At 58.9% G+C, this 12,912-nt stretch carries 13 protein-coding genes; 7 read left to right on the top strand and 6 right to left on the bottom strand.

Translation table 11 applies throughout. From position 1 onward, the window contains the following. Positions 1-170: 170 nt before the first annotated feature. From B30_RS00770 to B30_RS00760, 3 genes are all read left to right on the top strand, one after another. On the top strand, positions 171-1,160 hold the full coding sequence (locus B30_RS00770; RefSeq protein ID WP_009570058.1) for a Bug family tripartite tricarboxylate transporter substrate binding protein: 990 nt from the start codon (positions 171-173) through the stop codon (positions 1,158-1,160). Positions 1,161-1,259: 99 nt separating this feature from the next. Further along, the gene (locus B30_RS00765) at positions 1,260-1,691 is read left to right on the top strand and encodes a tripartite tricarboxylate transporter TctB family protein (RefSeq protein WP_009570057.1); all 432 of its coding nucleotides are present in this window, start codon (positions 1,260-1,262) and stop codon (positions 1,689-1,691) included. Between the two features lie 12 nt (positions 1,692-1,703). Next, the gene (locus tag B30_RS00760; RefSeq protein ID WP_009570056.1) at positions 1,704-3,245 is read left to right on the top strand and encodes a tripartite tricarboxylate transporter permease; all 1,542 of its coding nucleotides are present in this window, start codon (positions 1,704-1,706) and stop codon (positions 3,243-3,245) included. 182 nt (positions 3,246-3,427) lie between these two features. Here B30_RS00760 and dapA read toward each other — a convergent pair whose 3' ends face one another. Genes dapA through B30_RS00730 form a run of 6 tightly spaced genes read right to left on the bottom strand, consistent with a single transcriptional unit; the run spans position 3,428 to position 9,169 of the window. Next, positions 3,428-4,336 (bottom strand): 4-hydroxy-tetrahydrodipicolinate synthase, encoded by a 909-nt coding sequence (gene dapA / locus B30_RS00755; RefSeq protein ID WP_040401777.1) that lies wholly within the window; start codon positions 4,334-4,336, stop codon positions 3,428-3,430. A gap of 11 nt (positions 4,337-4,347) precedes the next feature. Next, entirely contained in the window at positions 4,348-5,034 is a 687-nt protein-coding gene (locus B30_RS00750; RefSeq protein WP_009570054.1) for a dihydrodipicolinate reductase C-terminal domain-containing protein, read from the bottom strand. A gap of 8 nt (positions 5,035-5,042) precedes the next feature. Continuing rightward, complete coding sequence (locus B30_RS00745; RefSeq protein WP_009570053.1) at positions 5,043-6,437, bottom strand: aldehyde dehydrogenase family protein; 1,395 nt, start codon at positions 6,435-6,437, stop codon at positions 5,043-5,045. Continuing rightward, positions 6,437-7,744 (bottom strand): FAD-dependent oxidoreductase, encoded by a 1,308-nt coding sequence (locus B30_RS00740; protein ID WP_009570052.1) that lies wholly within the window; start codon positions 7,742-7,744, stop codon positions 6,437-6,439. The genes B30_RS00745 and B30_RS00740 overlap by 1 nt, the downstream gene beginning before the upstream one ends. After that, positions 7,737-8,012 (bottom strand): 2Fe-2S iron-sulfur cluster-binding protein, encoded by a 276-nt coding sequence (locus B30_RS00735; RefSeq protein WP_009570051.1) that lies wholly within the window; start codon positions 8,010-8,012, stop codon positions 7,737-7,739. Before B30_RS00735 ends, B30_RS00740 begins: the two co-directional genes overlap by 8 nt. After that, a complete protein-coding gene (locus tag B30_RS00730) occupies positions 8,009-9,169 on the bottom strand; it encodes an NAD(P)/FAD-dependent oxidoreductase (RefSeq protein ID WP_009570050.1) in 1,161 nt (386 codons plus the stop codon). The genes B30_RS00735 and B30_RS00730 overlap by 4 nt, the downstream gene beginning before the upstream one ends. A 276-nt stretch (positions 9,170-9,445) precedes the next feature. On the opposite strand from B30_RS00730, the gene B30_RS00725 reads away from it, so the two are divergent. The 4 genes from B30_RS00725 (at position 9,446) to B30_RS00710 (ending at position 12,884) form a co-directional block, all read left to right on the top strand. Continuing rightward, complete coding sequence (locus tag B30_RS00725; protein ID WP_009570049.1) at positions 9,446-10,279, top strand: transporter substrate-binding domain-containing protein; 834 nt, start codon at positions 9,446-9,448, stop codon at positions 10,277-10,279. Positions 10,280-10,348: 69 nt separating this feature from the next. Further along, complete coding sequence (locus B30_RS00720) at positions 10,349-11,011, top strand: amino acid ABC transporter permease (RefSeq protein ID WP_009570048.1); 663 nt, start codon at positions 10,349-10,351, stop codon at positions 11,009-11,011. A 20-nt stretch (positions 11,012-11,031) separates the two neighbouring features. Next, positions 11,032-11,790: an amino acid ABC transporter ATP-binding protein gene (locus B30_RS00715; protein WP_009570047.1), complete on the top strand. Its 759-nt coding sequence runs from the start codon at positions 11,032-11,034 to the stop codon at positions 11,788-11,790. Next, positions 11,787-12,884, top strand: coding sequence for a saccharopine dehydrogenase family protein (locus tag B30_RS00710; RefSeq protein ID WP_081583640.1), 1,098 nt, complete (start codon positions 11,787-11,789; stop codon positions 12,882-12,884). The genes B30_RS00715 and B30_RS00710 overlap by 4 nt, the downstream gene beginning before the upstream one ends. The last annotated feature ends 28 nt before the right edge of the window (positions 12,885-12,912 follow it).

Raw genomic sequence — 12,912 nt, 5'->3', positions numbered from 1 at the left:
CCTCCCGCTTCACTGGCCCGCGTGATCCGCCGTGACAGGTTCATGACAGCTTTGCAGTCTACACATCCTTCATAGCCATTCGCGAGGAGACCGCAAACCTGCGGTGCGTTGGCTTTTGGACTTCGGGCGGCCTTACAGCCCGACAGACATGAATGTGGAGGAAAATACACATGATCATCAAGGCCACTCGCCTCACCGTTGCCGCAGCTTTGCTTGGCGCATCCACCTTTGGCGCCTTCGCGGACGGTTTCACCCCCGAGAACCCTGAATGTATCGCGCCCGCCAACCCCGGTGGCGGTTGGGATTTCACCTGTCGTCAGGTGGGGAAAACCCTGCAAGACCTCGGCCTTCTCGATAAAACCATGCAGGTTGTGAACCTCGCCGGTGGCGGTGGTGGTGTGGCCTATGCCGAAGTCGTCAACAAGCGCGCTGATGACAATGATCTGATCGTGGCGGCCTCGTCCGCGACCGCGACCCGTTTGGCGCAGGGCGCGTATCCGGGCAACACCATGGATCAGGTCCGTTGGTTGGCCTCCATCGGTGCAGACTACGGTGTGATCGCCGTCGCCAAAGACAGCGACATTGCCGATCTTCCGGCTCTGCTTGAGATGATCAAAACCGATCCGCGCTCTGTCTCCGTCGCGGGCGGGTCCGCCGTGGGCGGCTGGGACCACCTCAAAGTTCTGATCGCGGCCAATGCCTATGGTATCGACGATGTGCGCACCGTGAAATACATCGCGTTTGATGGTGGCGGTGAGGCGGTGACCCAGCTTTTGGCTGGCTCTGTTCAGGCCTTCACCGGCGATATTTCCGAAGCCAAAGGCTTTGTCGACAGCGGTGACATTCGTGTGCTTGCCGTGTTGTCGCCCGAGCGTCTTGGTGGCGAATTTGCCGATTTCCCGACGGCAAAAGAGCAGGGCGTGGATGCCATCGGGGCCAACTGGCGCGGCTTTTATGCACCGGGCGAGATGAGCGACGAAGCCTATGACGCCTGGGTGTCCAAAATCGCGGATCTCTATGCCACACCTGAGTGGAAAGAGATCATGGCGAACAACGGCATGGCGCCGCTTGACCTGCAAGGCGCAGCCTTCGAAACATTCGTCTCCGAGAGCGTTGCGCAAATTCAGGCGATTTCGAAAGACATCGGCATCATCAAATAAGCCATTTGGTTTGTGATGATGTGACGGGCGCCGCATCTGTTGCGGCGCCCAGCTCATATCCCCACCGGTCCGTTTCCACATCCTCCAAAGGAGATCCCCATGAGTGATCGTATTTTTGGTTTGGTTGGCCTGCTTCTTGCCATCGGCTTTGCCTTTGCTGCCGTGGCGATTGAGGAAAGTTTCCTCTCTGATGCCGTCGGTCCCAAAGCCTTTCCGCTGATCATTGCCACCATTCTCGGCCTCAGTTCCATTGCCATCGCGCTTAAGCCCGACGACGCGCCGACGTGGCCAAGCCTCGGTCGCTTCGCGGAAATTCTCGCGGCGGCTGTGGTTATGATGCTTTACGCCGAACTGCTTCCCGTCCTTGGTTTCGTGATCGCAACGGCCTTTGCCGCCGCCTATCTGACATGGCGGCTTGGGTCGGGCGTGGTGGCCACCGTGCTGACCGGTGTCGGCACCTCGGTTGGGATTTATGTCATCTTTCACCTTGTGCTTGGCCTGTCGCTCGCGCGCGGCCCGCTTGGGTTTTAAAGGACCACCATCATGGACACTTTCATGTCTCTTGCGGACGGTTTTGCCATTGCACTGACGTGGCAGAACATCCTTTTGGCCCTGTTGGGCTGTTTCCTTGGCACCATCATGGGCGCGCTTCCGGGCCTCGGTCCGTCAAACGGCGTGGCGATTTTGATCCCGCTGGCCTTTACCCTTGGTCTTGGGGCCACGCCCTCGCTGATCTTGCTGACGTCTGTCTATTACGGCGCGATGTATGGCGGGCGGATTTCGTCCATCCTGCTCAACATTCCCGGCGATGAACCGGCGATGATGACCTGTCTCGACGGCTATCCAATGGCGCAAAAGGGCATGGCGGGGCAGGCGCTGTCGCTCTCTGGTATTGCCTCTTTTGTTGGTGCGTTTTTTGCCACTTGGGGCCTGATTTTCCTTGCGCCGCAGCTCGTCAAAATCGCGCTCTTGTTTGGCCCCGCCGAATATTTCGCACTGTTCGCCTTGGCTTTTATGACCTTGGGCGGCGTGTCTTCGACCAACCAAGCCAAATCGGCCTTTGCCGCAGCACTCGGTCTTGGCCTTGCAATGATTGGCGTTGACACCCAAACCGGCGTGCCGCGTTTTACCTTTGGCGAAGTGCACCTCTATGACGGTTTGGATTTCCTCGTTGCCATTGTTGGCCTGTTTGCGCTCTCCGAAGTGTTCATCTTTTTGGAGCACCGCCATGGTGACGCAGAAGGCACGGCATCGAAAATAAAAGTCGGGCGTCTGACGCCGCCTTTGTCGATGCTCAAACAAACCACGCCGACAATGATCCGTTCCACGCTCCTGGGCTTCTTGGCGGGGGTGTTGCCGGGGGCAGGGGCCTCGCTTGGGTCCTTTATTGCCTATTCGTTTGAAAAGCGGTTGGTGGACAAGGACGGCAAGACCTTTGGCAAAGGCGATCCGCGCGGTGTGGCCGCCCCCGAGGCCGGCAACAATGCCGCCGCCGGTGGTGCGCTTGTGCCGATGTTGGCGCTGGGTGTGCCGGGGTCAGGCACTACGGCGGTGTTGTTGGCGGTGCTGTTGTCGCTCAACATCACGCCGGGACCGCTGTTGTTTTCGCAAAACCCGGATGTTGTCTGGGGCCTGATCGCGGCGCTGTTCATCGCCAACTTCATGCTCTTGGCGATGAACATTCCGATGGTCGGCCTGTTCACCCGCGTGTTGATGGTGCCGCCGCGTATCTTGATGCCGGTGGTTGCCATGGTGTCTTTCGTTGGCATCTACGGCATTTCGGGTTCGTCCTTTGACCTCTTGGTCATGGTTGGCTTTGGCATGTTGGGCTGGATCTTGCGCAAATTCGATGTGCCGCTGGTGCCGATCATCCTTGGCACCTTGTTGGGCAATGCGATGGAAAACAACCTGCGCCGCGCGATCACCATCGACAATGGCAATTGGCTGACTTTGGTCGATAGCCCGTTGTCGATCACACTTTGGTTGATCGCTATCGTCGGGTTCATTTTGCCGCTGATCATTGGCCGCAAGGTGAAATCGAAAATGCACGCCCGGCGTGACGAAGAAGGCTCTTTGGCCGACTGAAGCAAAAGACTGGCGGGCGTTTGTGTTCACGTCGCAAACGCCCGCTTCTCCCCACGGCTCTGTTTTGCCGCAAGGCTGAAGTCACGTCCCATGCACACGTCCGCGTCGGGGTCGGCAACCCAAAGACACAGCCGGCGTGGCCAAGGCGGTTACGCCGCCAGGGTGGAGTCCTCCGGGCGAGATTAAAGGGCGAGACCCTCCCGGCGGGTTTTGAAGTCCACCACATGTTGATCCAACACGCTCCGTGATGGTGCCGACACTTCCGCCAGCGGCATCCGCACCGAAGCGGTATAGAGCCCGGCATTGGACAGAACGTATTTCACCGGGGCGGGGCTGTTTTCGATAAACATGGCATCGGCGATGTCGCGCAGGGCCTCGTGAATGTCCAAGGCGCGCAGGCGATCCCCTGCCTGCCAGGCTTTGTACAGCTCAACACAGATTTCCGGGTCGTAGTTCGAAAACACCGAGGTCAGCCCACAAGACCCAAGCGCGTAAAACGCCAGTGCCAGACCGTCATCGCCACAGTGAATAGCCAGGCCGGGCGCGGCCGTGCGCAGATCAGTCACGCGCGACGGCGCGCCACCGGCTTCTTTGATTGCAACGATGTTGAGATGACGCTGGGCCAAGGCACCGGCGGTGTCGGGGGCAATCTCAACCCCCGCCCGGCCGGGCACAGAATAGAGCACGACATCGGCTGTGGTTGCATCGGCCACCGCAGAGAAATGGTTGAGCAGCCCCTGTTGTGAGGGCTTGTTGTAATAAGGTGTGACGACCAAAACCCCATCGACGCCAAGCTCGGTTGCACGCTGTGTCGCGGCTATCGTTTTGGCTGTGGAGTTGGACCCGGTGCCAGCCAAAACATAGGCTTTGCCCTTGGCGCGTTTGACCGTATGCGCGATGAGCGCATCGGCTTCCTCGGAGGTAAGGGTTGCCGCCTCGCCTGTGGTGCCAACGGGCACAAGGCCGGTGATGCCAGCGGCGAGTTGGCGGTCAATCAACCTGTCAAAAGCGACCCAGTCGATATCGCCGGATTGGGTGAAAGGGGTGATGAGGGCGGTGAAAACACCGTCAAAGCGAGACAGATCGGACATGGGATTCTCCATTAGGATGCAAGCAAATCTTTGGGGGCGTAAAGGCCATTGGCGCGTCCAACGAGCCAAAGGGCGGCCTCAACCGCACCGGCGGCATAGGCGGCGCGGGTGCGCACATTCAGTTCAAGGCGCAGCGTGGCGATTTTGTAATCCAGAACAACGGTGGTGATACCAGCCGTATCCCCGATGCGCTGAATGTCGAGATCGATCTCTTTGCCGGTGATCTCAGCAAGCTCGGCACTCAGTCGTTTGGTGGTGCCGGAGGCGGCCATTTTCTTGTCGGCTTTATAAACCTCCCCCACCGTAATCGCGGCCTCTGGCAAGGCTTTGCTCAGAGCAAGGGCTGCGGCGGCGAAGGCTTCAAATCCTTTGGTGAAATTGGCACCGATCAAGAGGGCGCGGTGGTCCGCTTCGGCGTGAAGGCGCGCGGTTTGCGCAGCGGAAAACCCGGTGGTGCCAATGATCACTGGCAAAGAGGTGCCTTGCAGATGGTCCAAAAGTGTCATGACCGCATCCGGTGTGGAAAAATCAATCACAACATCCGTGCCTGTGAAATCGGCTTCGGCCAATGTCAAAGTGGTGTCTGTGCCAGAGGCCGATATTGCCTCTGCCAGGGTGGCCTGGTCTGTCTCCGTCAGCAGGGCGCAGACCTCGCGCCCCACTTTACCTGTCGCACCAAAAACCGAAATATGTGTCATCTGCGGCCTCAATCTATCACAACCTTGGTTTCGCTCATTTCGCGCAGCGCGATGCGGACCCCTTCGCGGCCAAGGCCGGATTTGCGCACCCCGCCAAACGGCACATGTTCGACCCGGAAATCGGGACCTTCGTTGATCATGACGCCGCCGACTTTGAGCTGACGCGAGGCCAGTTTGATCGCCTTATGATCATTGGTATAAACCCCGGCCTGAAGCCCAAATCCCGCCGCGTTCACTTCGCGGATCGCGCCCGAGAAATCGGTGAAGCTGCGGATGGAAATTACCGGACCAAAGGTCTCTTCGCGCATCAGTTTGGAGCACGGGTCCACACCGCTCATCACCACCGGATCGAAATGGGTGTGCCGACGCCGCCCACCGGTCAACACATGCGCGCCTCCGGCCACGGCCGCCTCAATCCGAGCTTCGATTTCAATCGCAGAAGCGGCGTCAATCACCGGCCCCATGATGGTGGCGGGATCAGAGGGGTCGCCCATGCCGACATTGGCCACCAGCGCCAAAAGACGGTCGGTGAATTCGGCTTCAATCGCCTCATGCACATAGAGCTTTTTGACCGCAGCACAGCTTTGCCCCGCGATCTCATAGCGTTGTGCCACTGCGGTTTTCGCCGCCGCCTCAAGATCGCCATCAGGCAGGACAAACAGCGGATCGTTGCCGCCCAATTCCATCAAACACCGCACAAGGCCAGAGGCGTTTTTGAGCGCAAGGCCTGCGCCGGGGCCACCGGTGAAACTCAACAGGTCAATCGGGGCCTTGGCCAAGGCGGTCGCGGCCTCTGCGCCACCATGGACGATCTGAATCAGGTCTTTCGGCGCACCCGCCTCGTCGCAGAGATCCATCAACATCTGGGCGGCAAGCGGCGCTTTTGGCGAAGGTTTGGCGATCACCGCATTGCCCGCCGCGATCGCTGGGCCGAGTTTGTGACACAACAAGTTCACCGGGTAATTGAACGGCGTGATCGCGGCGACGACGCCGACCGGCTCATAGGTGATCACGGCCTGACGATCAGGGCCGCCTGCAACGATCCCGGTGTGCAAGACGTCGCCATCCAGAAACGTTGCCGCATCGCCCGACAGGCGCAGCGTGTTTTGGGCGCGGCGGATTTCATTGCGCGCTTCGGTGATGGTTTTGCCCATTTCCTGCGACACGGTCTGCGCCAGGTTTTCCGCATCTTGTCCCATTAGATCGGCGATCCTGTTCAACAGGGCGCGGCGTTCATGCGGGGTGGAAAACCGAAAGGCGTCGGCGGCTTTCGTGGCGTTGGCGACGATTGTCTGGATCTCTTCGGCGCTGGTTGCATGCACCTTGCCGACGAGGCTGTTGTCATAGGGGTTGCGCACTTCAAACTCTTGAAGGGTCGCGATGGAGGGAGATTGTACGTTCATCATTTGAGGTCCTGGTGAGAGGGGTCCACGGTGAAATCGGGCGCATCAAGAATGTCGCGCACGCGGACGGGTTTGATGGGCCAGCGATTGCCGCGAAGATCGGCAAAGCTGGTGGTGTCGGCAGTGAGGGCGGCGACCCAGTCGAGACATTGACGGCCTTGACAGGGTCCCATGCCAAACCGTTCGGTGAGGCGCAGGGTGCGGGCCGTCGTTTGGGTTTGCTCTGAGGCCGCCTGAAGCGCCTGTTTCAGATCACCCAGACTGCGGTTTTCGCAGCGGCAGATGACGGTGTCGTCCGGGAGATCGGGTGCCGCAAGCGAGGGCGCGCGGGCAAAGAGTTTGGCGAGCAGGGTTTGCGTTTTGACAAATCTCTGGTCAGGCGCGATTGCCGCCCGACCTGGCGTCGCCTTCAAGGCGTGCAGGACCTGTTCAGCGGCACGTTTGCCGTCGTCTTCGGCGGCCCAACGCCCCAGAACGGATCGGCAATCTCCGGCCTGAAACACGGGTGTTTGCCCCGTCATTTCGGCGCTGATGCCAAAGTCGTTGCGTGCCAGCCCGTCATGCAAACCAATGTGGTCCACGGCAATTTCGGCCCAGCGACCCTGACGGCTGGTGTGAGCGATCAATGCCCCGTTGCGCGTCTCAATCCGGGTCAAATCCGTCCCCGAAAGAATCGGAACGCCTGCAAGCAGAAGTCGCCCCATGTAACGGGCGGCTTCGGTCAAAACAGGGGCGGGCAAACGCAGAGCCATCAGAGGGTGGCGCAGCGGGTTCCCGGTTTCGATCACCGCAACCGGCGCACGGCCCGCCGCCACCATTTGAGCTGCGATAGCATAGAGGAGGGGGCCGGTGCCAGCCAACAGAAGACGCCCCAAAGGCAATGTCCCTGTGGTTTTAAGCGCGATTTGCAGCGCCCCGGCACTGCTCACCCCGGCCAGGGTCCAACCCGGACGGGGCTGAATGCGTTCGCGCGCGCCGGTGGCGAAAATGACCGCGCGGGGTTTGAACATCATGCCAGCCTGCCCCGTCAGTAGGGCTGTGCCCGCCTGATCGAAGGCGGCGAAGGCGGTCGACAGGCGTAGATCAACACGCGGACGAACGCGCTCGAAATCCTGACGCAGGATGCAGGCTTCGCGGGTCAGTTTCGGTGTCAGATTTGGTTGGGCGCGCAAATTGGCATAAACGGCCCCACCGATGCCCGGTGCATGGTCGACCAAAACAGGGTGAAGCCCCGCGTCGGACAATGTGATGGCGGCACGCAACCCGGCGGGGCCTGCACCGACGATGAGGGGGCGGGTGTCAATCATGGGCGCTCTCCGTCAGGCGGTGATCGGACAGGCTGCGCACGGATTGCGCCGCATCGCAGAGGGTCAGACAGGCCTCAGCCACACCGATGCCTTCGATCGAGACCAAGCAATTTTGGCACTGACCAATGCCGCAAAAAATCGCGGCGGGCAGCGCGGTTTGGCGCAGGCCAAACTCCGTGATCCCGGCCCGCGACAGTGCCGAAGCGATTGTATCGCCGGGGAGAAAGGCAATCGGAGTGCCGTTCCAAAGGATGGTTTGGACGCTCATGCTGGGATCGCCTCTTGTGATGAAAAACGTCCGGGGGTGAGGGCGGCAAGATCGGGACTGGATTGCCCGGTTGCGAGGTGCGCGGCGATCTCGCGACCGATCAGGGCGGACAGGCAAATCCCATCGCCTTCAAATCCGGTGGCGCAGACCACATTCGGCTCTTCCGGCAGGGCACCGACAATTGGCAAACCATCGAGAGACGCGCTGCGCACACCTGCAAAGACCCGAATGATCCGGCGCTCAGCCAGACGTGGCAGACAGCCGACGGCGCTGTGCAGCAGGCGGCGCACGGTGGCGATGTCTGTTTGGCGCTCCGTCCCATGATCTTCGCGGGTTGAGCCGATCAACACCTGCCCTGTGTGCAGGGGGTCGATGACGACGGGGAGACCGGCGTCACCGCGCCCGTTTGCCGTTTTATCAAGGAGATACGCGGCAGAGGTCAGCGGGCCGGGCAGGTTGGGTTCAGATGCGGGGCCTCTGTCAGAGACAATCAACTGACCGGAGCGCGCGATCATCGGCACGTTTGGGAGGAGTCCCATGGTGCCGATGCCGGAGGCGATCACGAGCTGTGCGCAATTCATCTCACCCGCAGAGGTGAAAACCCGCACACCCTCGGGACCCGGCTCATAGGCTTCCAGACTGCGCGGCCAAAAGAGATCGCATTTGGCAGCGCGAAGATAGGCATGGGTGGCTTGATAGCCGAGCATATGCGCCTCACCTTGCAGTTCGATCACCCGCGTGATGTCTTTGCCAAGGCCAGAAATGGCCGAGGTTTGCGCGGCCCCATCTTGGTGGATGGTGACAGAGAGGGACTGGTCGTGCAGCATGCGCGTCAGACGATCAAGTGCTGCGCTTTCGGGGGCGGAACGGGCAAAGATAAACGTTGGCCGAGGGTGAAAAATGCCTTTTAAAATGCCGTTGTGTTGTGCCATCTCTCGCGCATAGCAAAGCGAGGCATCGGCAAGGTTGGCCATGAGGCCCGGGCGTTTGGAGGCGACCGAGACGGCCCCATCCGACGCGCCTGAGGCTGCGGCCGCCGGGCCTTTTGCGTCGATGACGGCGACGCGGAGACCCCGTTGGGTCGCGTGCCATGCCACGGAGGCGCCGATAATGCCGGCTCCGGCAATCACGAGGTCATATGAGTCTGTCGGCTGCACCAAGGTTGCTCCAATTTGGTTTGATCCAAGGTTGGGCAATTACGGGCCTGATTTCGATGCAAATATATGCGGTTAAGATACAAAAAAAGTTGGAACAATTCTGTGTGTGCGCGATAATGATCTGTGACATGTAAATTATTTTGTATATTTGCAGGATGATCTTGTATTGCCTGACGCCCCGATAACGGGTGCTTTGTAGCAAGGAAGCACGGGAACGCCGTTTTCTCAAAACGAAGTGGCAGCGCAAAAGCTGCCTTGTCCAACAAGGAGATCAGAATGAAGCTCAAGGCTTTTATTGGTGGCACGCTTGCAGCACTTGCCACGGCTGTGTCGATTGGCTCGGCGCAGGCACAAGACAGTAAGATTGATGAAATCCGCGAGCGAGGTACGTTACGCATGGCGGGGATTCTCAGCGAAGACCCGTATTTTGCGAAAGATCCGCGCACCGGCGAATGGCGCGGCTTTGCCGTGTCTATGGCGCGTGATATTGCCGAAACGCTTGGTGTGGAGCTGGAAGTTGTTGAAAGCAGCTGGAGCAACTCGATCCTTGATGTGCAATCGGGCAAAGTGGACCTCGCCTTGGCGCTCACCGCTTTGCCGAAACGCGCGATGGCGATTTCATTCTCTGACCCGACCTATTACAACAGCTTCGTGATCATCTCCCCGAATGCGGCGCTTGCCGACAAGGGGTGGGCGGAGTTGAACGATCCGGCCTATACGATCGCGGTTGATCTTGGCTCTGCGCAGGACAATATCGCGCGTCAGTATCTTCCGAACGCAAATGTTCTTCGGTTCAAATCTCGTGATGAGGCGGTGATTGCGGTCACCACGGGCAAAGCGGACGCGATGATCAACACCGTGTTGAACTCTGTTGTCATGTCCAAAAAGAACTCGGCGCTTGGCACCGTTTATGTCCCCAAACCCACCCTGTCGTCGCCCTCTGTGATCGGTTTGAATTACGACACAGATGAAACGTGGAAAGCCTTTATTTCCGCCTGGGCCGATTACAACCGCCGTGTTGGGAACAACCAAACATGGATCGTTGAAAGCCTTGCCCCCTTTGATGTGACCCTGGACGATTTGCCTGAAGGGTTCGACATCGGCGGATAAGCCTGTCTTCACCACTCACTCTCGGCGCGCTCTTTGGCGCGTCGACCTTACCTATATTCGAGGACCTCCATGTATAACTGGGACTTCTACACGGTCTTTCAGTCCTTTGATCTCTTTTGGCACGGGCTGCTCACCACTTTCCTTTACACCATCGGCTCGATTGGCTTTGGCATCGTCATCGGACTTGTGACCGCCTTTGCCCGACTGTCTAAATGGCGGCTGTTGCGCGGTGCGGCACGCACCTACCAAGAGGTGTTTCGCTGCACGCCTTTGCTCGTACAAATCATGTGGGCCTACTATGCTTTGCCGATGTTGCTGGGGATCAGCATACCGAACTGGATCGCAGGGCTGGCGACGCTCTCGCTTTATGTCGGGTCGTTTTACGGTGAAATCTTTCGGGGTGGCATCAATGCAATCGACAAAGGTCAGCGCGAAGCGGCGATGGCGGTTGGCATGTCTGGCGGCCAGGCGATGCGCCATATCATCATGCCGCAAGCGGTCAAAAAGATGCTGCCTGCGTTCATCAATCAGTCGGTTATTCAGGTCAAAAACACATCGCTCCTATACGCCATTTCCATCGCGGAACTGACCTATATGACTTACATCGTGAATAGCGAAACCTACCGCCCGCTCGAAAGCTATTCGATCGCCGCGATCATGTATTTCGCCATGCTTTTCCCGCTCACCCAATTCGCCGATTATTTCGAACGCCGTATGCGGCGCAGCGACTGAACCGCAAAAAGGACCCTGTTATGACCACGCCTTCTATTCTTTCTGTGCGCGCGTTGACAAAGAGCTATGGCGAACTTGAGGTGCTCAAAGGTATTGATCTGGACATCACGCCGGGTGAGGTGATTGCCATCATCGGCCCGTCGGGATCAGGCAAATCCACCTTCATCCGTTGTCTCAACATGATGGAAGTGCCCACGTCGGGATCGTTTAAATTTCGCGGTAGCCATGTGTTGCCAGAGTTTAAGGACAAGGCGGGAACGCTTGGAGCGGGCACATTGCGGCGCAAGGTTGGGATGTGTTTTCAACACTTTAACCTGTTTCCCCATTTGACCGTTTTGGACAATGTCACCAAGGGTCCAAGGGTTGTTTTAAAAGAGAGCCAAGTTGAGGCCGAAGCTCATGCGCGCGCGCTTTTGGCCAAGGTCGGTCTTGCCGATAAGGAAAACTATTATCCCAGCAAACTCTCCGGCGGGCAAAAACAGCGGGTGGCGATTGCGCGCTCTCTGGCGATGCGCCCGGATGTGATGTTGTTTGACGAGGTGACCAGCGCGCTTGATCCCGAGCTGGTGTCTGAGGTGTTGCAGGTGGTGCGGGATTTGGCCGAAGGCGGGATGACCATGGTGTTGGTCACGCATGAAATGGCCTTTGCCGCGGATGTCGCGGACCGGGTGATTTTTATCGACAATGGTGTGATTGCCGAACAAGGCCCGCCGCAGGAGGTGATGCACAGCCCCCAATCCGAACGGCTTCAACAGTTTCTTCAGCGATTTCACGCATGACCCGCTCCATGCCGACCGCTGAAACCTGCAAAATCGTCATTGTCGGCGGCGGGCGCTCCGGCACCGCCATCGCGCGGGTGTTTGGCGCGGATCGGGCCTTTTCGCCTCTTGTGCTGGACATCGACTACGACCGTGTGCGTCTTTTGCAAGCGGAGGGCCTCAATGCCGCACAGGTCAGTGGCACGGATTTAAACGGGATGGGGCAGGCTCTCAAGGGGGCGGCGGCAGTCATATGCGCTGCGCCGCCCTCCGTTGTGCCCAGCGCGGCACAAGCCGCGCGCGCGGCGGGTTGCGTGTATTTGGACCTGTGCGAAGACCCAAAAGCATTGCGCGCGGTGTATGAGATCGCCGCAGGGGCGGAAACGCCCTTCGCGCCGGGCTGCGGTCTTGCGCCGGGGCTGATTTCACTCATGGTGGACGATCTTGTGACTCGCAGTGGTCCAGAGGCAGAGATCACCGCCTATGTCGGTGTTTTGCCGGCCAAAAAAACCAATCGTCTCGGCTATGGCAATATGTGGGACATTGAGGCGTTGATCGCGGAATATACCCAGCCCTGTGCTGCGCTGGCGGACGGTAAGGTGGTCGGCTTGGCGCCGCTCGACAACCTCGAAACCGTAACCATTTCCGGAGAGACCTTTGAAGCCTTTACCACTTCGGGCACATTGGATGCTTTGGTCTCGCACTATGAGGGCCGCTTGAAGGGGTTGACGTTTAAGACGCTGCGCTATCATGGGCACCTCGATTACATCTCCTTTCTGCTCGATGATCTGGGCCTGTCAAAGCGGCTTTATCTTATGCGCAACCTGCTTTTGACCGGGCTTGAACGGATCGAGGACGATCGGGTGATTGTGCATCTGACCTGCTGCGTTGGTGCGCAGGAACGGACACAGACGCGGCTGTTCTCACCGTCATCACTGTCGCGGCAGACTCCGACGTCTGCCCTTGCGCATATTTCGGCGTATCATGTCTGTTCGGTGGCGGACATACTCGTGCGTGGTCTTGCGCCGCGCAAGGGTCTGTTGCACCATGGCGATCTTTCACTTGAGATCCTTTCGAACTCTGCCTTTTCAAAGGCCCTCTTCACCAACGCCTAGGGTCGCAAGGCTCTCACCGGGGAGCAAA

Origin of the sequence: Celeribacter baekdonensis B30 (assembly GCF_000299875.1) — a bacterium.
Taxonomy (GTDB): Bacteria; Pseudomonadota; Alphaproteobacteria; order Rhodobacterales; family Rhodobacteraceae; genus Celeribacter; species Celeribacter baekdonensis_A.
This window is presented reverse-complemented; position numbering and strand designations above follow the sequence as displayed.